The 24,724-nt window shown below is 26.4% G+C and carries 25 protein-coding genes; 2 read left to right on the forward strand and 23 right to left on the reverse strand.

Translation table 4 applies throughout. The annotated features are described in order from the left end of the window. Positions 1 to 5 precede the first annotated feature (5 nt). From cls to MFL_RS03400, 14 genes are all read right to left on the reverse strand, one after another. Positions 6 to 1,565, reverse strand: a complete 1,560-nt coding sequence (gene cls / locus MFL_RS03335; protein WP_164919797.1) for a cardiolipin synthase — start codon at positions 1,563 to 1,565, stop codon at positions 6 to 8. After that, on the reverse strand, positions 1,565 to 2,290 hold the full coding sequence (locus tag MFL_RS03340) for a hypothetical protein (RefSeq protein ID WP_011183524.1): 726 nt from the start codon (positions 2,288 to 2,290) through the stop codon (positions 1,565 to 1,567). The genes cls and MFL_RS03340 overlap by 1 nt, the downstream gene beginning before the upstream one ends. A gap of 86 nt (positions 2,291 to 2,376) precedes the next feature. Continuing rightward, positions 2,377 to 3,291: a hsp90 protein gene (locus MFL_RS03345; RefSeq protein WP_011183525.1), complete on the reverse strand. Its 915-nt coding sequence runs from the start codon at positions 3,289 to 3,291 to the stop codon at positions 2,377 to 2,379. A gap of 101 nt (positions 3,292 to 3,392) precedes the next feature. Next, positions 3,393 to 4,052, reverse strand: a complete 660-nt coding sequence (locus tag MFL_RS03350; RefSeq protein ID WP_011183526.1) for a hypothetical protein — start codon at positions 4,050 to 4,052, stop codon at positions 3,393 to 3,395. Continuing rightward, on the reverse strand, positions 4,040 to 4,546 hold the full coding sequence (locus MFL_RS03355; RefSeq protein WP_011183527.1) for an L-threonylcarbamoyladenylate synthase: 507 nt from the start codon (positions 4,544 to 4,546) through the stop codon (positions 4,040 to 4,042). Before MFL_RS03355 ends, MFL_RS03350 begins: the two co-directional genes overlap by 13 nt. After that, positions 4,536 to 6,044 (reverse strand): polypeptide chain release factor methylase, encoded by a 1,509-nt coding sequence (locus tag MFL_RS03360; RefSeq protein ID WP_011183528.1) that lies wholly within the window; start codon positions 6,042 to 6,044, stop codon positions 4,536 to 4,538. Before MFL_RS03360 ends, MFL_RS03355 begins: the two co-directional genes overlap by 11 nt. 8 nt (positions 6,045 to 6,052) lie before the next feature. Then, on the reverse strand, positions 6,053 to 6,913 hold the full coding sequence (gene prmC / locus MFL_RS03365) for a peptide chain release factor N(5)-glutamine methyltransferase (protein ID WP_164919798.1): 861 nt from the start codon (positions 6,911 to 6,913) through the stop codon (positions 6,053 to 6,055). Then, complete coding sequence (prfA, locus tag MFL_RS03370; RefSeq protein ID WP_011183530.1) at positions 6,906 to 7,997, reverse strand: peptide chain release factor 1; 1,092 nt, start codon at positions 7,995 to 7,997, stop codon at positions 6,906 to 6,908. The genes prmC and prfA overlap by 8 nt, the downstream gene beginning before the upstream one ends. Positions 7,998 to 7,999: 2 nt before the next feature. Then, entirely contained in the window at positions 8,000 to 8,611 is a 612-nt protein-coding gene (locus tag MFL_RS03375; protein ID WP_011183531.1) for a thymidine kinase, read from the reverse strand. A 2-nt stretch (positions 8,612 to 8,613) separates the two neighbouring features. Continuing rightward, positions 8,614 to 9,558: a DHH family phosphoesterase gene (locus MFL_RS03380; protein WP_011183532.1), complete on the reverse strand. Its 945-nt coding sequence runs from the start codon at positions 9,556 to 9,558 to the stop codon at positions 8,614 to 8,616. A 12-nt stretch (positions 9,559 to 9,570) separates the two neighbouring features. Next, positions 9,571 to 11,448, reverse strand: a complete 1,878-nt coding sequence (locus MFL_RS03385; RefSeq protein WP_011183533.1) for a hypothetical protein — start codon at positions 11,446 to 11,448, stop codon at positions 9,571 to 9,573. A 105-nt stretch (positions 11,449 to 11,553) separates the two neighbouring features. Further along, positions 11,554 to 11,832: a 50S ribosomal protein L31 gene (gene rpmE, locus MFL_RS03390; protein WP_011183534.1), complete on the reverse strand. Its 279-nt coding sequence runs from the start codon at positions 11,830 to 11,832 to the stop codon at positions 11,554 to 11,556. A 111-nt stretch (positions 11,833 to 11,943) separates the two neighbouring features. Next, the gene (gene deoC / locus MFL_RS03395; protein WP_164919799.1) at positions 11,944 to 12,600 is read right to left on the reverse strand and encodes a deoxyribose-phosphate aldolase; all 657 of its coding nucleotides are present in this window, start codon (positions 12,598 to 12,600) and stop codon (positions 11,944 to 11,946) included. Next, the gene (locus MFL_RS03400; RefSeq protein WP_011183536.1) at positions 12,569 to 13,252 is read right to left on the reverse strand and encodes a ribulose-phosphate 3-epimerase; all 684 of its coding nucleotides are present in this window, start codon (positions 13,250 to 13,252) and stop codon (positions 12,569 to 12,571) included. Before MFL_RS03400 ends, deoC begins: the two co-directional genes overlap by 32 nt. A gap of 59 nt (positions 13,253 to 13,311) precedes the next feature. On the opposite strand from MFL_RS03400, the gene MFL_RS03405 reads away from it, so the two are divergent. Next, positions 13,312 to 14,127 carry a MurR/RpiR family transcriptional regulator gene (locus MFL_RS03405; protein WP_011183537.1) on the forward strand — a complete coding sequence of 272 codons (816 nt, stop codon included), beginning with the start codon at positions 13,312 to 13,314 and terminating at the stop codon, positions 14,125 to 14,127. On the opposite strand, the gene rbsK is transcribed toward MFL_RS03405, so the two are convergent. The 5 genes from rbsK to MFL_RS03430 form a co-directional block, all read right to left on the reverse strand. Beyond that, on the reverse strand, positions 14,124 to 15,050 hold the full coding sequence (rbsK, locus tag MFL_RS03410) for a ribokinase (protein WP_011183538.1): 927 nt from the start codon (positions 15,048 to 15,050) through the stop codon (positions 14,124 to 14,126). The genes MFL_RS03405 and rbsK overlap by 4 nt on opposite strands. Before the next feature lie 16 nt (positions 15,051 to 15,066). Then, positions 15,067 to 16,575 (reverse strand): PTS ascorbate transporter subunit IIC, encoded by a 1,509-nt coding sequence (locus MFL_RS03415; protein WP_011183539.1) that lies wholly within the window; start codon positions 16,573 to 16,575, stop codon positions 15,067 to 15,069. Positions 16,576 to 16,746: 171 nt separating this feature from the next. Further along, complete coding sequence (gene fba / locus MFL_RS03420) at positions 16,747 to 17,637, reverse strand: class II fructose-1,6-bisphosphate aldolase (RefSeq protein WP_011183540.1); 891 nt, start codon at positions 17,635 to 17,637, stop codon at positions 16,747 to 16,749. A gap of 70 nt (positions 17,638 to 17,707) precedes the next feature. Next, positions 17,708 to 18,562: an ABC transporter permease gene (locus tag MFL_RS03425; RefSeq protein WP_011183541.1), complete on the reverse strand. Its 855-nt coding sequence runs from the start codon at positions 18,560 to 18,562 to the stop codon at positions 17,708 to 17,710. After that, complete coding sequence (locus MFL_RS03430) at positions 18,562 to 19,266, reverse strand: ABC transporter ATP-binding protein (protein WP_011183542.1); 705 nt, start codon at positions 19,264 to 19,266, stop codon at positions 18,562 to 18,564. The genes MFL_RS03425 and MFL_RS03430 overlap by 1 nt, the downstream gene beginning before the upstream one ends. Before the next feature lie 104 nt (positions 19,267 to 19,370). On the opposite strand from MFL_RS03430, the gene MFL_RS03435 reads away from it, so the two are divergent. Beyond that, positions 19,371 to 19,883 (forward strand): GNAT family N-acetyltransferase, encoded by a 513-nt coding sequence (locus MFL_RS03435; RefSeq protein WP_011183543.1) that lies wholly within the window; start codon positions 19,371 to 19,373, stop codon positions 19,881 to 19,883. 25 nt (positions 19,884 to 19,908) lie between these two features. Here the strand turns inward: MFL_RS03435 and MFL_RS03440 are convergent, their stop codons facing one another. From MFL_RS03440 to gltX, 4 genes are all read right to left on the reverse strand, one after another. After that, positions 19,909 to 21,507 (reverse strand): CTP synthase, encoded by a 1,599-nt coding sequence (locus MFL_RS03440; protein ID WP_011183544.1) that lies wholly within the window; start codon positions 21,505 to 21,507, stop codon positions 19,909 to 19,911. A gap of 72 nt (positions 21,508 to 21,579) precedes the next feature. Then, the gene (rpoE, locus tag MFL_RS03445) at positions 21,580 to 21,996 is read right to left on the reverse strand and encodes a DNA-directed RNA polymerase subunit delta (protein ID WP_164919800.1); all 417 of its coding nucleotides are present in this window, start codon (positions 21,994 to 21,996) and stop codon (positions 21,580 to 21,582) included. 24 nt (positions 21,997 to 22,020) lie between these two features. Further along, positions 22,021 to 23,229, reverse strand: a complete 1,209-nt coding sequence (locus MFL_RS03450; protein WP_011183546.1) for an HD domain-containing protein — start codon at positions 23,227 to 23,229, stop codon at positions 22,021 to 22,023. Positions 23,230 to 23,238: 9 nt separating this feature from the next. After that, entirely contained in the window at positions 23,239 to 24,687 is a 1,449-nt protein-coding gene (gene gltX, locus MFL_RS03455) for a glutamate--tRNA ligase (RefSeq protein WP_011183547.1), read from the reverse strand. Between the last annotated feature and the right edge of the window lie 37 nt (positions 24,688 to 24,724).

Below are 24,724 nucleotides of genomic sequence, written 5' to 3' on the forward strand. Positions count from 1 at the left end.
ACTCCTTATAAAAGTGGGGCCATAATATTATAGACTTTAACAATAGCTCTTTTTCACAATGGTAAATCTTTGTTTGGCATAAATTTATATTCAAATGATTTATCCATGTCATGAATCATTTTCTCTTCAATCTTTTTGTTCATATTATTTGATCTTATTAGAGCCATAGTTTGTTGATCGCAAAATAGAGCTCTATAGTCAAGATTAGAACTTCCAGTAAATGATATAGCTTCATCAAAAATATAAGCTTTTTCATGTATAAAAGTATCATTCATTGAATATATTTTAACGCCGTTTTCAAACATTTTTTTAGTTCATTGTTTAGAAACTTCTAACAATAAAAATTTGTCTGATCTTCCTGGTAATAAAATACGAACATCCAATCCAGTAGATGCAGCATTACATAACGCATTTATAATTTCTGGGGGTGGTATAAAGTAAGGAGACTTTAGTCAAATTCTATTTTGCGCTGAATGAATTAAATTTAATAATAGTTCTAAGCAAATAGGTCTGTCATGATTTGGTCCATCAGAAACAATCTGAATAAATTCATCAGTTGTATAACGTTTTCTGATTGCTTTACCAAATTTAGGTTCTAATTTTTCAATTTTCTTTTGTTTTTTAGTTACATAAAAATTTCAGTCTTTTTGGAATATTGCTTCAATTTCTTGAACTCCTTCGCCATTAATTCTTATTGCTGAATCGTTTCAGAAACCAAAAACTCCACTTTTATTTATGTATTCATCTGAAATGTTAACTCCACCTAAATATCCTATTTGGCCGTCAATTGAAATATCTTTTCTGTGATCTCTATAATTTGCATTTCATTTTAAAAATGGGAAATGTATCGGTGAGTAAGCAATTAAGTTTGCACCCTCTTGAATTAATCTTTTTTTACTTGTTGTAAATCTTCCATAACTTCCTAAGAAATCATAAATTATGTATACTCTAACACCTTCACTCATTTTTTCAACTAGTAAGCTTGTTAGTTTACTCAAAAATTCACCTTCAGAAATGATGTAACAATTAATCATTACATACTCTTTAGCATTTTTTATATCATTTAATAAATTTGAAAAATATTCATTTCCTGATTTTAAATATTCTATTTCAGTATTTGCATAAATACCTTCTCTTTGTTGTTCAAAAGTCATCATAAATGATCTCTTAAACTCTGGATTTAGTCTTTCAATTTCTTTTAGATTTTCAATGTCATATTGTACTTTTGGTTGTAGAACACTAACTGAGTTTTTGTTATATAAATAATTCTTATTTTTATTATATTTGTAAACCCTACCTAAAAATATGTAAGACATAATACCAAAAAATGGAATTACTATTATAAATATTGCTCATCTAATTCTAGTTTCAATTCTTCGTTTTCTATTACATAAAACAACAATTGCTCATACCATTGAAACTATGTGAGTTGCTGATATAAAAAAAATAAACGGCAATGGTGTAGGTATAAAGAAGTTTAAACATAAATTGATTGCAACATATAAAGCGCCTCCAATACTGAACATTGCAATTAAAGAAGCTGTCGCTACAAACGGTTTTTTCATTATCATGCACCTTCCTTAAATCTAAACATTTTGCTTTTACTTGTTAATCAATTATTTAATTTTGAAATAATACTATTAAAATAAAATGGCGAAATATCTTTAGTCGTTTCACAAAGTAAGTCATTTAATTCAAGCTTAAATAAAAAATTATTGTATGTATTTATTTTTTCCTCAAAATCAGATTCAAAATAAGTGATTATGTACATTGAAAGTAAATATCCATATTTATAAAAAGCATCTGCTTTATCATCTGATATTTTTGAAAATATTTTACCTATTTCTGAATAATAAAAATGTTTTCTTTTATTAATAATTTCATCTGAGAAATTAGAAAATGTTTTTATTCTATTAAATAATTCTTTTTCATAATTAATTTTAAAGTCTACATTTGATTGAATTGAAGGTAATATAGTTTCAATGATTTTTGTTATCTTGAGTTTTTCAATTTTAATTTGTTTTGTTTCAGCTGCATCAAGATTTGTGTAAAGAAGTCTTGAGTAAAGTATAATGTGAATCATTTCATTAATAAAATGATTTTTATTTTTTCCTTCAAGGCTTATTAAATTTAAAAAAACTTTAAGTATTATATTTTCATGAGCAAATTCCACTAAAACCTTAGCTTCTTTTTTGGTAATTCCGTGCTCAATTAGTCATATATTAATTTCTTTGCTTTTTAATTTAATGAAATGCTTTTGCCCTTTAATACTTTTTGTAGTTTTAAACATTTGAAAAATTCCTTTGCTTTTTTAATAATTATATTCTTTTAAAATAAAAAAACACAATCAGCTAACATGCCAATGTGTTATTTGTTTTATTTTTGTCTTGAAAGAAGTGGGAACATGAATTTCTTATCTTTTAATCCTGTTGTTACTTCTTTTAAATATAAACATGAGTGTATATCTAAACCTGTTTTAACAAAAGTATCTGTTTTAGTTATGTGAATACCTTCTTTAATATCTGGCATAAAACCAAAATCAACTCTTTTTATACCATTTGGAACTATTATTTTTAAAAGCTCTTCTAAATCAATGTTGTGTGAAGAAAATGATCCAATGAAATCAAATATACCATTTTTAATTCTAAAACAAACAACTGTTTGTAATGAAGGTATATATCACAAGTCGTCTTCAAAGTGTTTTTGAATATTATGAAATTTAACTAAGCTATCGCCTTTTGTATCTAATATACTTGATTGTTTACTTGAGTGTAAAATAGCTTCCTTAACTAATTCAAAATCATGTGCTAAAGATAAATCAAGTTTGATGATTTTTGAAGATTCTTGTTTTTCTCTATTATTTCAAGGTAAGAAAAATAAATATTCTTGTTTTCTTTCAAAACCAGATTTTATTAAAACCTCTTCATCTTTTACTCCACAATAAGAAATTAAAATATCAACTAAATTTGAATATTTATAAATAGCTGCTTCAATTAAAATCTCTTCAAGTTTTTCTTCAATGAAAGCTTCTTTAATAAAGAAATTTCCAACTTGAACTGCGCTACATTTTTCTCCACTAATAAAAACATCAAATTTCAAAATACCTAATGCTGCTATTATTTCATTTTTTTCATTAACGATTGTGATAGGTGAAAAATTTTCTAATTGTTTATCTTTGAACAATCATTTTTCAAAATTATTATTTGATGATCTTTTGATTAAGTTGCTTAAATCCTGGTTGAAGTGTTTATTATCTTTGTGATCAAAAACAATATCATAAGTGTCTCTCATGCGAACTACTCCTCTATATGTAAATTACTTATTAATTATATAACAGTTTAACAATAAATAGAATAGTTAAATTTTGCTAAAGCATCCAAAAAACCTTTATATTAAAGGTTTATTTGTTTTATTACAATGTCTGACAATGGATTAAAGACAAATATTTTTATATTCTTTATCTCTGAATTATTTTCAATTAATTTCTTTTGTAGCATAGCTTCATATTTATATTTGTCTTCATATGGAGATTTACTAAACTTAAATATGCATAGAAATCAATTATCATTTGATTTTAATAGTAAATCAATTTTTCCATAAAAGTTCAAGCTTGATTCTAAGTTCGCTAGCATTATATTTGCTAAGGAATGATTTATTTTATGCTTATATATAAATTTATTTAAATCATGTACAACTGACTTTGCAATGTTTATTGCTACTTTATGATCTTCATCATTTTTTTCAAATTTAAGAAACTCGGCTTTTCTTTGAACGACAGAATTTATTATTAATTCTTTTGCTATTTTGTTTCTTAAAAATATTTGTTCAAGAATTTTTGATGATGGGTTTTGAATAAAGGGAAATTCTTTTTGACAAAGATCATCAATTGAATCAAGAATTAATTTTTGATTTTCATCAATGTAATAAGTTAAATTGAAATTTTTATCATTGTAATCAATACTATTAATTAATTTAAAACTTGAACAATTATCATCAAATTCAAAATACTCTGAAATATCATTGATATTAAATTTTGATTTTATCGTACTCATATATTTGTTATAGAATTATAAATTTTTGATGGTTTAATGTTTGTAATAACTTTATCAAAATAAACATTAATTGATCTATCAAAATTAATTAATTCGTCTTTCTCATTTATTGGTTGCTCTCCATGTAAATTAACACTTGTAGAAAATATCGGTCCAGTTTTTTCAATAATTTTTTTTATATCATCTCTAATTATTAATCTAACTGCTATAGTTTTATTATTACTTTTTGTTTTAAAAATAACTGTTGTACTTTCATTGAACAATAAATCTACAAATTCATTTTTTTCAATGCCCAAAATGCTTAGCTGTTCTATGTTTGATATTAAAACAATTAAAGGTTTTTCTTCGTTTGCATTTTTTATATTATTTATTCTTTTTTCATTTTCAAAATTTCAAATCGCTGATAATCCATAGATAGTATCAGTTGGTAAAATAATAATTTCATTTTCTATAAGAGCATTTGTAGCTTTAATTATTAGATCTTTACTTAACATTTTTATTCCCTTTTCTTCTTTTAGCTAAAATTTCTGAAAATAAAATTTGAGCACCAACTCTCTTTTTAAATATAGTTGTTTTCATAATATTAAATCCAATTATTAAAAATGAAGAGATTAATATTCCAAATAAAATTATAGATTCTGCAATAACATTAACTGTTTTTTCTCATAAAAAACCTACATGACCATCAATTAAATTTAAATTGTAAGCTTTTTCAATAACTTCATAATCACTATCATTGCCAATAATTCCTTTTATTGCGTTTATGAAAGCATTACCTGCAGTTACACCATTTTCACTTTGTAAATTTCAAGCTTCTACTAAATTACCAACCTGTACTTTTGATACTATATTTAAACACGTGATTAAAACTAAGTTCGCATATATAATGAAGTACTGAGTAATGAATAAATTTTGCGATTTATTTTCTCCTCTAATTGATACTGAGATAAAGTACATAAAAGTTGCCATAGTTGTACCTAATCCTATTATTGGAAGCGAGCAATATACAAAATAATTTTTTTCATATTTTAAAATTTCTGAAAAACTTGTTTGAGAAAGCCCTTCATCAATTCCATATCTTTTTAATAACTCTGGTAAGACATGAACTGTTCTTGTTAATATAGAAGTTTTTGTTGTGTCAAAAGAAATTGTTATAACATAGACAAACTGAGGTAAAAGAATACATGCTGCAGCAAACATTGTCCAATTTGAAATGTTCTTGTCAGAATTTTTAAATATTTTTGCTAAAAATGATTTCATTCTATTTTGACTTAATTCTTTTTTTCTATTACTAATATAGTCAATATATTTATTAATATTTAAACTTTCCGCTTCTACTATTACTGCATTTTGAATACTTAATGAAAGCATAAAAATTGCAATTATTTGAATAAATAGTATTCATCAAATAGAATCTTCAGATGCTCACTTATACGCTTGATCTTTATTTGCAGTAAACTGTTTAGAAATTTCGCTTATAACACCTGGAACAGACTTAACATATTGATTATCAATTTGTCCTATTAATGACTCAAATGTAAAAAACTCTTGAAATTTAGCAAACTCATACTGAGCTATTGAAGACATAAGAGCAGCAATAATTCCGAAAGAAATAACAAATATTCAAAAACTTGTTTTAAACTTGTTATTTACACCAGCAGCAGTTAGAAAAGGTTTTAATAAAGTAAAGCCAATTAATGTTGCAATGAAAAAGCCTCACCCTATGTAAACAGGTGTTAAAATTTCAAATTTAGATGGAAGTCTAAGAAATTCTGAAAGCGCATTTCAATTATCAAAATAAATTTTTAAATTAATGTCTGAAAAAACTATTCAACTAAATATATACGTAGGAATCATTAAAACTGAAAAAATAAACATACTAAAAATAGCAACCTTATACAAGTGTGCATTTTTTTCTTGAACAGAAGCAACTTTGTCTTTTATTGCAAAGTTCAGTCTGAATTTACTTTTAAATTCAATCTTTTTTTCCATCTTATCTCCTACTTAGTAAGTATTAAATATCTTAAATTATTAAAATAATCTTTTTCAAACTTTCATTTATATTTTAAACCTAATTCTTGTTTTAAAAAGACATCTAGCTCTTTTTCTTGTTTTCACCCTATTTCAAAAACAATTAGTATATTTTTTGTAATATCCATAAATTTATCAATATTTTTAATTGCTTCCTTATAAAAAAACAATCCATTATCTTTTGCGAAAAGTGCTAATTTTGGTTCATATTTTTTTGTCATTTTATCTACATCAACATCATTAAAATCAATATATGGTGGGTTACAAACAAGAATGTTAAATTTATTTTGTTGTTTTATAATAGAATTTAAAAAATCACTTTTAACAACTTTTGTTCAATTTACTAAATTATTATTTTCAATATTTTTACTAGTTATATTTAACGCTTTTTTAGAAATATCTGAGAATGTAACATTTTCCATTTTATCTTTGTTTTCTATAGCTATAGAAATTCCTATACAACCCGAACCACAACAAAGATCTAATACTGAAATTTTTTCATTTTGAGAATTGATAAATTCATTAACATAATCAACAATAAGTTCAGTTTCCATTCTTGGTATTAAAGTATTTTTATTTACTAAAATTTTATGAGTCCTAAAAATTTTGTATCCTAAAATATAAGCTAAAGGTTTCCCTTTAGCTAACTTTTTAGAAATTTTGATTATTTTTTTAAATTGTTTTTTATTTAAAACTTTTTCTTGTGAAAATAAAACTTCTGAGTATTCAATTTTTGTAATAAATGAAATAATTTCAATAGCATCCGATTTTCCAATTTTACTATTTTCTAAAAGAAAATCTAAAGCAATTTTTATATTTGCATTATTCATTATCTTGTAATTGTGCTTCAACTTTCTGACGTTGTTCATCATTAACTAAGGCAATAATAAAATCATCAATTTTTCCTTCCATAACTTGATCCAGTTTGTTTAGTGTTAAACCTACTCTATGATCAGTTACACGATTTTGTGGATAATTGTATGTTCTTATTTTTTCACTTCTAGCTCCTGTACCAACAGCGTTCTTACGTGTTGCATCAGCTTCTGCTTGTTGTTTCTCTAATTCTGCTTCATATATTCTTGCTCTTAGCATTGTCATAGCTATATCTTTGTTATCATGTTGACTTCTTCCATCTTGAGAAGCTGCAACAACACCAGTTGGTATATGAGTAATACGAACAGCTGAATCTGTTGTGTTAACGTGCTGACCACCAGCTCCAGATGATCTATACGTATCAATTCTTAAATCACTGTTTTTGATTTCAATTTCAACATCACTCATTTCAGGTAAAACAGCAACTGTAGCAGTAGAAGTTTGAATTCTACCTTTAGCTTCAGTTTTTGGTACTCTTTGTACTCTGTGGGCTCCAGATTCAAATTTTAATTTTGAATAAACTCGGTCACCTTTAACCATAAAAGAAACTTGTGAGAAGCCACCAGCTTCTGAAGAGTTTGCATCAAGCATTGTAATTTTTCAATTTTGAGTTTCAGCATATAGTTTATACATTCTTAGTAAATCACCAGCAAATATATTTGCTTCATCTCCTCCTGCTGCACCTCTAATTTCTACAATAACGTTTTTGTCATCGTTGGGGTCTTTTGGTAAAAGCAATTCCTCAATAATTGCGACAATTGGTTCAACAGCATCTTCATTTTCTGATAATTCCATTTTAGCTAGTTCAATCATTTCAGCATCTTTTTCATTACCTAATATTTCTTTAGCATCAGCAATTGATTGAATTATCGTCTTATATTCAATAAATTTTTCTACAACTTCGATTAAATTTGCTCTTTCTTTGTTAAGTTCTAACATTTTTTTAACATCTGAAACAATTTCTTCTGATTGTAAATCTTTATCTATTTGATCAACCCTTTTTTGCATTGTTTCCAATGCTTCATAAGTTTTTGGATTCATTTTTACCCCTTTTCTATTTGGTAGCAATTTCTACATCTAGCTTCGTAACTATCATTACCATCAACTAGTATTAATGGTGAATTTCAATCAGCTGGTTTGCCATCAATTATTCTTTGCGTTCTATTTGCAAAGTTTCCACATTTTTGGCAAATGGCTGTTAATTTATCTACCATTTCAGCTAGTGGAAGTATTCTGTCAACATTTTTAAATGGTTGACTTCTAAAGTCTTTATCTAAACCTGTAACTATTACTATTATTCCTCTGTCAGCTAATTCTTCAATGTAATCAACAATAGCTTCATCAAAAAATTGAATTTCATCAATACCAACTACATCTACTTTTTTTTCTAATATTTTTGCTTCTAGTTTTTCTTTTAATTCAGCTGTTGAATTTACAGGAATTGATGGTAATAAAGTTCCTGCATGCGAAGCAACCTCATTAACAGCATATCTTGTATCTATGACTGGTTTAAATGCTATTACATTTCTTTTGGCAAAAGCATGTCTACGTAATCTTTTGATAAACTCTTCTGTTTTACCAGCAAACATACATCCAGTTATTAATTCTACTCAACCTAACTGTTTTTGTTCAATTGTATCTCTGTTAGGTATCATAACTATTTGTTTCCTTTTGTTATAACAGCGTCTAAGTCTTTAACAAGTTTTGATATATCAGATAGTGTATTTAACTTACATCCACTTGCTAATTTATGTCCACCACCATCATACTTATTAGCTACTTTATCAATTTCAAAATCTCTACTTCTAATTGAAACTTTAATTTCTTCATCTAATTCAATAACTAAAACTCAAATTTTTATTTCATCAATACCACTCATAGTCCCTAATGCTGATTTAATTTCTTCATATGAGTATTTTCAAGGTTTTTGGTCTTCTTTTGTAATTGTAATATGACCAACACCTTTTTTAGATAATTGTAATTTTGAAAATGCAAAGTTTGCATATTGTTTTCTTTTTAAATCTGAAACAAAAAGTGAATCATGTACTGCTTTTAAATTTGCACCATTTTCTAAAAGAATTTTAGCTGCATTAAAAGTTTTAAAGCTTGTATTTGGAAATAAAAATCTTCCACTATCTGTAACTAAACCTTTGTAAAGATTTGACGCTGCATTTGCATTTCATTTTAGTTTCATAGCATCTGCTCATAAAGTTATAACTTCAGTACATGCCATTGCTGTTTCTTTGACAATTTCATTTTTTGCATATGGATCAATATTAACATGGTGATCAATTTTAAATGTTTCAACTGCAATATCATATTTATCAAAATCTAATCTTGATTTTGTTGCAGTGTCAACTGTGATAACTAATGCTGATTTAATAAAATCATTTGATATTTTACTTTTTAAAAAGTCTTTGTTATCATCAAGTCTATCACCAGGAACAACTATTGTTTTACCTGGGAAATTTTCTTGAATTAGGTACGCTAAACCCATTGAGCTACCTTGTGCATCTCAATCAGGTCTTATATGTTTTAAAATAATAATATTTTTGTATTTTTTAATTTTTTTAATTAATAATTTGTAATTTGTTTCTTTCATTTCTTTTTTCCTTTATATTATTGCTGATATTGAATGTTCTTCAAAATAAAGAACTGCTTCATTTTCTCTTTCAAATGTTTTATCTTCAGAATAAAAATATATTTTTGTTTTATTTTTTGTTATTCCAAAGTACATATTTTTATCATGATATTTATTTGTTCTTATAATTCTAACATTTATCGGTACAGAATTATTTTCAATGAACTCAGTTGATATCTCAAGAGGATTAATAAATATAAAACCACTTTCATTAAATTTTTTTGTGTTTACATTTCATAATCTATTTTCTACATCAATTAAATTGTCAGATTCTTTTGTGTAAGAAAAAACATTTGATTCACCTAATTCATTTTTACAAATATCTATTAAATTTTTTTCAAAAAATTCTTTATTTGTTGTTTTAACTAGTTCATTATTTCTTGATCAATATATTTTTTTGTTTTTAGATATATCACTTATTGTGAAAGTTCTTGAATGCAGAATAATAAATGATATCTCTGGATAAAATTCATTAATCTTACTTATTGTATCAAAAAGCATTTCATAATCTTTATTTGTTAATAAATGTAAGAAATCAGATAATATAATATTTTTCTTACCTAGATTAATCGCTTTCAATATTTTTACATATATCATGTTTAATGATGTAAGTTTAAAACTTCCTTTTAAGAATCATTCAAAATTTATATCTAAGTTTTTAAAGTTATTTTCCATTCATAATTCTGCTTGTTTAAAAACAGGAACTATTTGTTTTTTGTAATGTTTTCTTAGAGATAAAAATTCATTCTTATTTCCGTACTTTACTTCCCCAGTTAATATTAATTTGTGGTAATTATGAATATTTGAAATAATAAATTTTGTTAACAATGAAGATTCAGTTTTAATAAAATTGAATAAGAATTTTTTTTCTGTCAAATTTTGATCTGACACTTTATCTTTAATAACTTTTTTTCATTTATTAAGTTCTGATGATATTTCTTGCTGAACTTCTTTTGCAACAGAATAAGTTTTGTAAAACTTATCTAATTCAAATTTAAATTGAGTACTTATTGTTCTTTTTCTAAAAAATAATAAAATGCTTTCCAGTCTTAATTTATTTAATCTTATGTTTAAAAACTTTAATTGTTTTTCTACAATAAATTTTGTTTGTTTGTATTCAAAAAGATTTTTTCTTTTTCTCAATAATTTATTATTTGATTTTTTTGTATTAAATTCACATGTACAACAATCACGCAATTCATTTAAAGATTCTACTCTATCGTAAAGAACTTGAACAAATTTAAATTCCATTCTTTTAAGTAGTTTTTCTTTTTCAATATCAAATAAAGCTTTTGATAAAACTTTTACTTGTGGTGAAAATTCATTAAACATTTTTTGAGACATACCCTCATTTAATTTTGATAAAACATCATCTAAGTTATTTATTATTTTTTCATGTGATTCGTTAGAAAACTTAATAAATTTATTTATAGCTTCATCAATATCTCTTCTTAGCTTTAAATCTGATAAATCATTTTTAGAATCTAGCAAAGAAAGATACTCGTATTTTTTTTCTGCATATTTAATTCTTGCATTTCTTAAAAATTGTAAATCAGACAATAACGAAAGAGCCAAAATTCATTTTGTAGGTACTAAACGTTCAAACCATGTATCAGTCTTTATGTATTCTGTGTGCAATTTAATAAAATTCTTATTAATAACATCTTCGTTGTCTACTTGGTATCTACCAGTTTTATTTTTTTGTCTTCCAAGTATGATTTTTTTAAATGATTTTTGTTTTTCATCTTCTAAATAAACATTAGTTATTTGACCTGGCTTAGACTCAAAATCAACTTTTTTAAGTGTTTCTTTGTTATTTGAAGGGCTAAAATTTTTTATTTTATATGACATATTTTTTACCCTCCTTTAAAAGACATAACATTTATTATATTTTAAATCATTTAGGACTTTAATTAAAGATATTAACTAAATAAAAGACCACTATTGTGGTCTAAATTATTTATTTTCTTTGTTTTTTGATTTTTGATCTTCAGAATTTTTTTGAGCAGTTGCGTTAATAGCTTCTTTTCTAGCAAATTTTGATTTAAATTGTTCAACACGACCTGTAGTGTTTGCAAAGTTTTGTGCACCTGAAAAGAATGGGTGACAATTTGAACAAACGTCAATTCTCATTTCTTCTCTTTTTGTAGTTCCACAAATGAATTCATTAGCACATGTTGTACAAATAAATTTTGCTTCCTCGAAGTATTTTGGTTGAATATCTTTTTTTGGCATAGATGTATCTCCTTTCACACTATGTTTTCATTTAGATACTTTTTCAGTACTTAAAAATTATATAACATTTTTATTTAAAAGCACAAATAAAAAACCGCTTTCGCGATTTTTTTAGTTTAATACTTCTGATATTGAACTTGTTCCAATTCTTTCTGCTCCTGCTTCAACCAATTCTAAAGCAAAGTTTTTTGTTTTGATACCACCAGAAGCTTTAACCTTACATTCATTATTTACAATTTTTTTCATTAATTTTACATGTTCTATAGTTGCTCCCATTTTAGAATACCCTGTTGATGTCTTAACAAAATCTAATTTATTTTTAACCGCAATCTGACAGCATTTAATAATTTCTTCTTCTGTCAAAAGGCAAGTTTCAAAAATTACTTTAATAATTATGTCTTTAAAAGAATTTCTTATTTTTTGAAATTCACTATTTACTTTTTCTCAATCATGATCTTTAATATTCCCAATATTTGCAACAAAATCAATTTCATTTGCACCTAATTTTAAGCATTCTTTTATTTCATTAATTTTTAATTTAGTTGTTGCATTTCCAAAAGGAAAGGAAACTGTTCCAGATATGCTAATTTTAGTATTCTTAATTATTTCTTTAACGACTGCTATCCTTGAAATATGAACGCAAATACATCTAACATTTTTAATTATACATAAATCAACAAACTTATTAATTTCAATTAAAGTTGCATCAGGTTTTAAAAGAGTTGCATCTATATAATTATTTAATTTCATAATTTTTAATTTTTTCAAATTGCCCTTTTAATTTATTATTTTCTACGTTTACAAAAGCTCCTACCACAACAATGTCAGCTCCTGCATCTAAGATTTCTTTATATGTGTCTTCTCTTAATCCACCATCAGTCATAATTTTAAATACTTTATTATTTTCTTTTCTATATTTATTTATTATATTAATTTTAGAATACGAAGATTCTATAATTTTTTGCCCATTAAATCCAGGAAGTATATTCATACACATTACTGCATAAAGATCATCACAATAAGTTTTGATATGCTCAAAACTAGTTTCTGGATTTAAAGCAATTATAGGTTTCATATTATAGCTTTTAATTTTATTTATTATATTATTAACAGTTATTGGGTTTTTATCTGTTAATGTTTCATAATGGAATATAAAGTAGTCACATCCCGCCTCAGCAAATGACTCAATATATTTTTCGCTATTTGAGCACATCATATGCGCGTCTACTTTTATTTTAGGATATTTGTCTTTGATATCTTTACAAAATTTTTGGCATAAAGCATAATTATTAACAAAATTTCCGTCCATTATGTCTACATGAATTCATTCCATGCCTGCTTCTATTAATTCATCTATTTTTTTTCCTATTTCTAGAAAATTAAATACATAAATGCTTACGGCTACTTTTTTATTATTCATTTTTTTCTCCTTTTTATTTTATATAATTAATTAAGATATTCTAAATTGAGGTGTTTTATATGAGTAAAAATCTTACTTTTGCTGAAATGTCAGCACTTGATCAAATAAATAAAAACATTAACTTCTTTGTTTCTAATAATTTACAAAATTTATCTAAAAATTATAACGTTGGTGAAGCTACTCTAGTTAGATTAGTTAAGAAAAGAGGTTTTTCTTCTCTTAAAGAAATGCAAATAAGTTATGCAAAGAAAATTGATATTGAGAATTTATTTGGTAATAGTGATAATAATCAAAATACTAAAATTATAAATGATGTAGCAAATTTTGAAGTTTTTTCAATTATACAAACAAGCGAATGTATAAATATTAAAGATATCAATAAAACTGCAGAGCTACTTATAAATTCAAATAAAAGACTTTTTTTCGGAATTGAGAATAGTCAATTATCTGCAACATTTCTTGCAAACAATTTGCAAAAAATAGGTTTAAATTGTTCAGTTTATCAATCTGTTCACGGAGCAATCACAGAACTTAACTTTTTAAATAAGGAAGATTCTATAATATTAATCTTTAGTTCTAGTGGTGAAACTAAAGAGTGCATTGAAGTAGCTAAAATAGCACATGAAATGAATTTAAGGTACATCTGAATTGGATCAGAGTTCGCTTCAAAAAAATCAGAATATTTACAAATGGCAAATATTAAAATTTTTCACTCATATCATAAAAATGAAATATTAAGATTTCCTAATATTTCATCTTCTAGTGGCCAACTTTTTATTTCAAACTTACTTTTTAATATTGTTATAAATAATAAAGATGGAACTTCAGATATTTTAACTAAGTCTAATACAATGGTTAAGGGTTGAAACTCTTAACCATTTTTTTTAATAAATTCATGAACTTCTTTAAGTTCAGGTAATGAAGATTGCGCTCCCATTTTTGTTACTGCTAATGAAGCTGCTGCAGTGGCAAATTTAATTGCTTCTTCAATAGTTTTATCTTGAGCTAAGTATGCAGATATCCCACCCATAAAAGTATCTCCGCAAGCCGTTGCATCAACAGCTTTTACTTTATATGCTTCAAACTTGTGCAGTTCACCTTTTTCATCAATTCAAATAGAACCATTTTCTCCAAGAGTGACAATAACATTTTTTTTATTGATGTCTCATAATTCATATGCATACTTTTTCAATAACTCATAGTTTTCAGTGTATTCTTTACCTAATAAAATACATATTTCTGATTCATTAGGTGTAATAAAATCACATTTTTCAATAATTTTATTTGAAATTACTTTTGCTGGACCTGGGTTTAAAATAATTAATTTATTTTTAGAATGTCCATAATTAATAAAATCTTCTACAAATTCTAAATTTGTTTCTAGCTGGGTAAGCAAAATATCTGAATGGTCAATAAGCTCTTTATATTCATTAATTTCATCTTTTAAAAATGTAAAGTTAGCACCTGTATCAACAATTAGTAAATTATCACCTTTATCATCAACAATAATATTAGCTACTTGTGTATTTATATTATTAATTTTTTTAATATATGATGCATCAATTTTATTTTTTACTAAATTTTCAATTGCATGTAAACCTGCATCATCATTTCCTACGTGTCCTATATATTTAACATCCGCACCTAATTTGGCTGCTGCAACAGCTTGATTTGCGCCTTTTCCTCCAAAAAATATATTAAAGTTTTTTGAAATAATGCTTTGCCCTTTATTTGGCAATTTATCTACATTAAATACATGGTCAACACCGATAGATCCCATAGTTAGTATTTTTTTCATTTTAATTTTTCCTTTTCTAATTTGATTTTTCTTCTTTAATTGTTGATTTTTTAGTTGTTTTTTGTTTTACATATAATTCTGGTCTTTTAATTTTATCTTTTTTAATTCAAAAGTGCCCATCTACTAATAATCCGCCAATTCCAACAAAAACAATTGCCATGATTAATCATTTTGTTCATTCTGCATTTAATATTCAACCTAATATATTAAATATTAAGTAATCAGATTCTGCTCATTGTAAAACACCATTAGAATCGAATATTCAACCTAATTGTGATTGCATTAGAATAAACATTAACGGAACAATTGTTAATATTATTCCATTAACAAAAGCACCTAAAATTGCACCTAAAATACCACCTTTTATGTTTCCAAATGTACCGCTTACTCCTCCTGTGAAAAAGTGAGCAATTATTCCTGGAATTATTACTGCAGGAATTGCTGCTGGCGCTGCTAAGTTAAGTCCAATTGAAATTAATAATCCAATAATACCACCTGTAAAACTTGATACGAAACCAATTAAAACAGCTGTTGGTGAATATGATAAAGCAACACTACAATCAACAGCCATTTTTGCTCCAGGGATTAATTTTTTACTAATTCCTTCTAAAGCAGGAATTAATTCATTAATCATAGTTGTAATTCCAAAAATTAAAATTTCAACACCAGCTGTGAATATTAACGCATCAAGAATAATTTTTACAAGTATTGAATCATTCTCACCAATAATTCCTAAAGCAACCATTTGTTCTTTTCCAGCTACACCTCATAAACTTGCATATGTTACGCCAAATAGCATCAACATCATAACTGCTACTGAAACTGTAGAATTTGAAAATACACTTAATCATTTAGGGAATTTAATTTCTTCAGTTGATTTAACATTTCCTTTTTTTAGTTTTCCTACAAGTCCACCAATTCCTCCTGCAATTGCAAATCCCATAACATTAGCATGGCCGATGTAAAGTTTGTCATCACCTGTTAAGTGATTCATATATTTTTTTGTTAATGCCGGACTTAGAAGCATATACAATGAAACAATAGCTGATCCAACTATTAAGAAATATCAAACATCAGTTGATAAAGACATTCCTGAAAAGTGGAATATTGTTGAAACTGCTACACAAATAAATAATGTATGGTGACCTGTTAAAAATATATATTTAAATCTTGAAAATTTAGCAAATATAATATTTAAAACTATAGAAATAAACATCATCAACGCTGCAATTGTTGCTATTTCAGGAATTGCTTCCATAATAGCTCCTGCTAGCGCATCAGAGTTTGGCATCACACCTTGCAATCCAAATAACTCGTTAAAAGCTGTTGTAAAATCATCAAGTGTAGATACCAATAGACCGATACCACCAGAAAGAATTAAGTATCCAACAGCAGCTTTTAATGTTGAAACTAAAACCTCTGTGAATTTTTTTCTTTGTAGTAACGATCCAAATAGTGCAAACAACCCAATTAGGACAGCAGGTGCACCAAAAAAACCTTTTATAAAAAATATGAATTCATTCATAAATTATCATTTCCTTTCACACATTTATTATTATTTTAAAATGGAAATAATACTACATTATTATATATTTTTGGAAATTTACTCCAAAAATATATAATAATCTGTTTTTTTATGGAGTGAAAAATTTAAAAAAAAACCGCTTTCGCGATTTTTTAATTATTTGATTAAATATTAAGCTTTACCTTTACATCCGAATCATTCTGTTAATTCGTTAAATGTTTCTTTTAATGCTTGGTATCCTGGGTTTAATAATTTTCTTGGATCAAAACCTTTTGTTTTGTCATCTAAGTCTTTTCCAGCTTCAATATATTTTCTTGTTGCATCTCTAAATGCTAATTGTAATTCAGTATTAACGTTGATTTTTGAAATCCCCATTGAAATAGCTTTTTCAACTTGGTCTTGAGGAATTCCACTTCCACCATGTAATACCATTGGCATTTTACATGCTGCTTGTAATTCTTCTAAAGTATCAAATGATAATCCTGTTCATCATTCAGGGTATTTTCCGTGAATGTTTCCGATTCCTGCTGCTAACATTGCAATTCCTGTTTTTGAAATTTCTGCTGCTTGAGTTGGGTCACCTAATTCACCGTTTCCAACAACTCCATCTTCTTCTCCACCAATTGAACCAATTTCAGCTTCAACTGAAATTTCGTGTTCATTAGCAAAAATTAATAATTCTTTAGTTTTTGCTAAGTTTTCTTCGTATGGTAAGTGTGATCCATCAAACATAACTGATGAGTAACCAGCTAAAATACATTTTTTAGCCATTTCAATTGATTGTCCGTGGTCTAAGTGTAATGCAACTGGCACAGTAATGTTTAATTCTTCTAATAAACCATTAACCATCCCAACAACAGTAACTGGTCCACCCATATATTTAATAGCACCTTCACTTGTTCCTAAGATAACAGGTGTGTTTGAAGCTTGAGCTGCTTCTAAGATTGCTTTAGTTCATTCTAAGTTATTAATGTTAAAGTGACCGATTGCGTATTTGTTTTCGTGTGCTGCTTTAACCATAGCTGTAGCATTAACTAATTTTTCATGATATAGTCTTGTCATTTATTTATCCTCTTTCTTTTACTTCTTTAAAATTATACAACTTTATAACTTTTAAACAAATAATTTTATATTATCTTTTTGCTGTTCATTTAAATGTAAAAGTTGTTAATGTAAATAATCCACCCAGAATCGCTAATGAACCTACTATTGGTTGTCAGCTTGATGTAAAACTATTCACAGCTCCTTGGAATGTTACTTGAGTTCCTTGGTATGTTTCAGTTCATCCAGTTTTGCTAAATGAATACATATATAAGAATACCGGATATTTATGCGGGATAAAGTAAGTAAATATAACCATACCTTGACTTTTAAATAGTGACTCAGTTGGTAACATTATTCCAGATAAAAATATACTGAAAAAATACACCATCATTACAATTCCTTGTATTGACCCTGATGAATTTGCAATACCCCCAAAAAGAGTTGCTAGTGCAATTGATGTTGCACAAATTAAAATAATTGATAATAATAAATATCCGATTTTAATTGAAGAAAAAGCTTTTAAGAATGAGTTTGAATCACCTGCGCCTAAAACAATTATACTTAGTATTGCATTAAATGATAAAACAACAATATAAAAGAATATTCCTGCTAATAAATACACCAGCCATATAGACCCTATAAACATGCTTTTTTTAACACCTGTTATATCAATTCTTTTTAAAAACACTGAGTTCTTTCACTCTACGATTGCAGGAGTAAGAGATGTTAAAACAGTAAGGCATGGAAGAAGTGCATAATTAAATAATGTTTTTCCTTCTTTTCCAAAAATAAAGAAAAACATAACTGAAAAAAATATTGGAACAACTAACATAAAAATAATACTTCTCGGTTCTTTAATAAATGATTTATAAACTAATAAAGTTAAATTTTTAAATATGCTTGATTGCTTTTTAAAATTAAATGTGTCAATTTTCTTAAACATTATTTCAACTCTCCTTTAAAGAATAAATTCATTAAGTCTCTAACAGAACCATATTTTTTTATTACAGCAGATATTTTTTTGTCAAAAAATATCCCACCATCTTTAATTATTATTATTCGATCACATAATATTTCAACTTCTTCAGGATGATGCGAAACAAGCAATAATGTTTGTTTTGATTTTTTAACGTTTTCTCTAAAAAAGTCTGTAATTTTATATTGAAGTTCCATGTCCAATCCTGTTGTTAACTCATCTAATATAACAATCTTTGGATTATTCATAACAGAAATCATAGCATTGAATCTTTGTTTTTGACCACCTGAAAGTTTTTTTAATGGTGTTTTAATAAATTCTTTAATATCAAAAACATCAGCAATTGTATTTTCTCATTCTTTTGTAAATTTAGGATATATACTTCTATAAAAAGCTAACATATCTAATGGTGTAATTCCAGCAGGTCAATCTCCTGTTTGTAATTGAATTCCAATTTCATTTTTAATGTTGCCTTCCAAGTTAATTTTTATTGTTCCTTTATCCGGATTGTTAAATTGAGCTATCATTTCAACTAAAGTTGTTTTCCCACAACCATTTGCACCCATGATCGCAACTCTTTCGCCTTCTTTAATATCAAGGTTTAAATTATTTAATACAACTTTATTTTTAAATGCTTTTTTTAAATTACTTATTTCAATTATATTTTTCATAATGTCTCCTTTTCATATAAATATAATATTAGCACTATTAAGATAAATAGGAATACACAAAATAAAATATTAGTATAGAATCAATATAAATAAAAGGAGCAATTATGAAACTTAAAGTTGTTAAACCTCAATGAGAACATATAGAAGAAATTTTAAATGCTTTAGAAGATTTTAAAAAATATCCAAATGAAATTAAAGAAAACATTCAAGGTTCTTCAGATATACTTTCATTTGAAAGAATTGAAGATTGATTAGAGTTTGTTCATGAGGGTGTTGGAAATGCTGGATGAATGCCATTTAATCAATATCTTGCATTAGATGAAGAAAATAAAGTTATAGGTTTTATTAATTTAAGATTAAAACTTAACGAATACCTTTTAAATTTTGGTGGACATATAGGTTATGGCGTAGTTCCTTCTCGTAGAAAACAAGGGTATGCTACAGAAATGTTAAAACAAACTTTAAAGATTGCCAAAAAAGAAGGAATCAATGAAATTTTAATAACTTGTTTAGATTCTAACATTGCTTCTGAAAAAGTCATTTTAAACAACGGTGGAATTTATGAGGACTCTAGAATTAATGGAGACAAAACCATTAAAAGATTTTGAATAAAATAAAAAATCTCGCGAGAGATTTTTTTTATTATTTATTATTAACTATAGCTTCAACAAAACCTTTGAACAATGGATTTGGTTTATTAGGTCTTGAAGTAAACTCTGGATGATATTGACTTCCAACAAAAAAAGGATGATTTGGTAATTCAATAATTTCTACTAATTTTTTTTCTTCATAAATACCTGAAAACACTAAACCTTTTTCTTCTAATGCTTTTTTGTATTCGTTATTGAATTCATATCTATGTCTATGTCTTTCAAAAACTTCTCTACTTCCATAAAGTTTTTCTGCTTTTGTTCCTTCTTTAATTGTTGTTTTATAGAATGCTCCTAATCTTAATGTACCACCTAAATTTTGAACATCTATTCCTCTAATGAAGTCAAAGATAGGAACAGCTCCTGAGTGATCAAATTCAGTTGAATTAGCTTCTGGTAAATTCAATCAATCTCTAGCGATTGAAATAGTTGCAATTTGCATCCCTAAACAAATACCTAAATACGGAATGCTATTTTCTCTAGCAAATTTAGAAGCTAAAATCATTCCTTCGATACCTCTGTCTCCAAAACCTCCAGGAACCAAAATACCTTTTGCATTTTGTAAAACTTCTTTATAGTTTGATTCATTTAATTTATCGGCTTGAATTCAATTGATTTTTAGTTTTCTTTTAAATTCATATCCTGCAATTTTTAAAGATTCGATAACTGATAAATATGCATCTTGTAATTCAATATATTTTCCTACAAAAGTAACTTCGAATTCTTCTTTTGATGCTTTTATTTTTTCACAGAATTTTATTCAAGATTCCATATCTGTTTTTTTAGTTCTAATTTGTAATTGATCTAAAACTAAACCATGTAAATTTTGCTCATACATTTCTAAAGGAACTTCATATATTGATTCTTTATCAATTGCATCAATAACATTAGATGTTGGGATGTTACAAAATAATGAAATTTTTTCTTTAATTTCTTTTGAAGAATGTTTATCAGTTCTTTGAACAATAATATCAGGTTGGATTCCTAAACTTAATAATTCTTTAACTGACATTTGAATAGGTTTTGTTTTGTATTCTTTTGATGCATTTAGATATAAAAGTAACGCAACATGAATAAACACAACATTTTCTTTTCCTTGTTCCATTCTAATTTGTCTAATAGCTTCAATGAATGGTTGAGATTCAATATCACCAACAGTACCACCAATTTCTGAAATGATAACGTCAGCTCCTGATGTTTTAGCAGCTTGGTAAACTTTGTTTTTAATTGAATCAGTTATGTGCGGAACTACTTGAATAGTTTGTCCGCCTCAATCCCCACGTCTTTCAGCATTAATTGTTTCTAAGTAAATTTTACCTGCTGAAGTTGAAGACATTTTTGTTAACTTTTCATCTATAAATCTTTCATAGTGACCTAAATCTAAATCAGTTTCTCCACCATCATCAGTTACGAAAACTTCTCCATGTTGATATGGGCTCATTGTTCCTGGGTCAACATTTAAATAAGGGTCAAATTTTTGCATAAACACTTTTAACCCGCTCGCTTTTAATAAATTACCTAATGAACTTGCAGTAATTCCTTTACCTAAGCCAGAAACCACTCCACCTGTTACAAACACAAATTTTGCCATAATACTATCTCCTTCTTTTTAAAAAATAAAAAAAGTTGCTAAAACATAAAAGTCGCAACTTTTCTTTAATTATTACATACTATCTTCTTCATCGTCATTGTAATAAATTGATGTTGAATCTTCTTCTTCCTCTTCGACAAAAAGGTCATCATAAACCTCTGGGTTTTCATCATCTTCATCTTCTGAAACCACTTCATCATTTTCATCATCAGATTCATTTTTTTTCTTTTTAACTGGTTTTGGGTCAAATTTTTTCTTGATGTCCTCAATTTTTGAGTCGTCGCTTAACGCTCATTCACCTTTAGTAGAAAGAGCGAATCTAACATCAAGAACTAAATCACTATATAAATCTGCAATAGCTTCATTTTCATCATTTTTGTGATTTATTGCTTTATCTTTGATTGATTCTCAAATAGCCATTAATTTCATTGGACTTTTACGTTTTCTTAAAAGTTCATAAGCCAAGTCAATATTTGATAAACTTTCCATTCTATTCACCCTTACTCTCTATATTTACATTACTTCTTTTGGAAAAAAGTATTTTTTAATTGTTTTTTCATCTTCGATTAATTTAACTGTATTAGCCAATAAACTAAATTTAGTTAATGATTTTACCACATTGTTTTTATCAACTATATAAATAGTTTGATCTTTGCCATCTGTTACACCATCTTTATAAATGCTAGGTTTTTTAACCTTAGGTTCAATAAAATAGTATTTAGGATCTTTGCCCTCTTCTTTTAATAAGGTTTTAATTTCTCTTATTTTAAATTCATCTGCCTCTTTTAATTTTAAGAAATTTCTATTAATTAATCGATCAGATAAATCATTAAGAATATGGTCATTTTCTTTTTGACAACTTTTCATGATATCAAACATCGTGAAATCATCTAAAATTAAGTATAAATGTATTGGGATATTTTGTCCATTAAAAATATAACTAAAATAATTATTTATTCTATCATCCAAAAATTTATACCCTTTTTCATTTAAATCAATAATTCTTTCAAATCAACTTATAAGTGTTACATCAAAAGCTGTTGATATTTTATGTTCATAAACTTGCTTATACATGTGGTATCTTCCAAGTAAATATGACTCAATTGCATGAATTGTTTTTTTAGGGAATACAATTTTGTCATCCATAATTCTAACATTTCTAATTAAAAATTCTGTATCTAGTGAAGAATAATTAACACCACAGTAATATGAATCTCTCATCAAGTAGTCTATTCTATCTGCATCTAATTGACTGCTAACTAATGAATTTAAAACTTTATTTGGATATTTACCTTCTAGTATAGCAATTATATCTTCAGGATCCACCTTGTGTTTTTTTAAAATTTTTGAAATGTTTCCTTCAGGATTTCTAATTATGTCAGCACTATATTCTTCATGACTTCTATTGCTTATTTTTTCAAATGTATGAGAAAACGGACCATGACCAATATCGTGCATTAAACCTGCAAGTAAAACTATTTTCTTTTCTTTAGCTGATATTTTTTCAAAATCTGGTGCTTTAAGAAATTGTGAAATGATATGGTAAACACCTAAACAATGAGTAAATCTTGTATGTGTTGCTCCAGCATAAGCAAATTGAGCTCCACCTAATTGAAGAATTCTTCTTAATCTTTGCATTTCTGGTGAATTAATTATTTCCATAAAAATCTCATCATGAATAAATATGTCACCGTGAATACTATCTCTAAAAACTTTTTCCATAATAATTACCTATTTAACCTTAGCTATGTTTGCTAAAACCTTATCTTTACCTAATAAATAAATAACATCAGCTAGTGAAGGACCATGTTCAGAGCTTGAAGAAGCAATTCTGATAGGCATAAATAAATCTTTACCTTTTTTACCAGTATTTTCGCTAACTAATTTAATTAAAGATTTAATATTTTCGATTTCTCATTCGTTTAAAGTAGATATTTGAGTTTCAAATTCTTTAATGACACTTTCATGCTCTTCAATTGTTTTCAATATTTCAATTGTTTCACTTGTAACATCAACTTCATTAAAGAATATATTTAAATGATTATTGATTTGATCAGCAAACTCTAATTCTTTTTTAAATAAAAGTAAAACTTGATTTAATCAATCTTCAGATTTCTCTTTAGTATTAAACATTTCAGTATTAATGTATTTTTTAGTAAATTCTAAATATTCTTCTTCAGATAAGGCTTTCATATATTGAGAATTTATTCACTTCATTTTTGTCATATCAAATGTTGAAGGAGATTTACTAAATCTTTTATCATCAAACATTGAAATTAATTCTTGCTTAGTCAACAATTCTTTTTCTCCAATTGGTGATCAACCTAATAAAGAAATGTAATTAAACATTGCCTCTGGTAAATAACCTTGATTTTTATACTGCTCAATGAAAAATAATGCATTACCACTTCTTTTTGACAATTTTTTACCTGTAGAATCAACAATTAATGACATATGTCCAAATTGAGGTGTTTCTCATCCAAAAGCTTGATAAATTAAAATTTGTCTTGGAGTATTTGAAATATGTTCTTCACCTCTTAAAACATGAGAAATTTCCATGTCAAAATCATCAACAACAACAGCAAAGTTATATGTCGCTATTTTATTAGTTTTTAAAATAACAAAATCTCCTAACTCCTTAGAATCAAATGTAATTTCACCTTTTATAAAGTCTTTAATATTCAAAGTAGTTTCAGGAACTAAAAATCTAATTGAAAAATCTTTATTCGATTTTAAATTTGACTCAATTTCACTTTCACTTAATCTTGAGCACTTCCCAGAGTACTTAGTAGCAACTATGCCTTTTGCAACTTGATCTTCATAATCTTTTTCCAATTCTTCAGTTGTACAAAAACAACGATATGCTTTTTTTATTGAAATAAGTTTTTCAGCAAGTTCTTGATATCTACCAAATTTTTGAGATTGCATGTACTTACCATACTTCTCTTCACCAGGTTTTAAAAATGATTCATCTGCATTTATTCCAAGCCAATTTAAGTTTTCAAATTGTGATTCAATTGCTCCTTCAACATTTCTTTCTAAATCAGTATCTTCTATTCTTACAATAAAATCACCATTATAATGTTTAGCAAATAAATAATTCATTAAAGCTGTTCTTGTGTTTCCAATGTGTAAGAAACCAGTTGGCGATGGTGCATATCTTAATCTGAACTTAGTCATGTATTCTCCTTTGTAATTTTCAAACTTTATATATTTT

Source organism: Mesoplasma florum L1 (assembly GCF_000008305.1).
GTDB classification, from domain to species: Bacteria; Bacillota_I; Bacilli_A; order Mycoplasmatales; family Mycoplasmataceae; genus Mesoplasma; species Mesoplasma florum.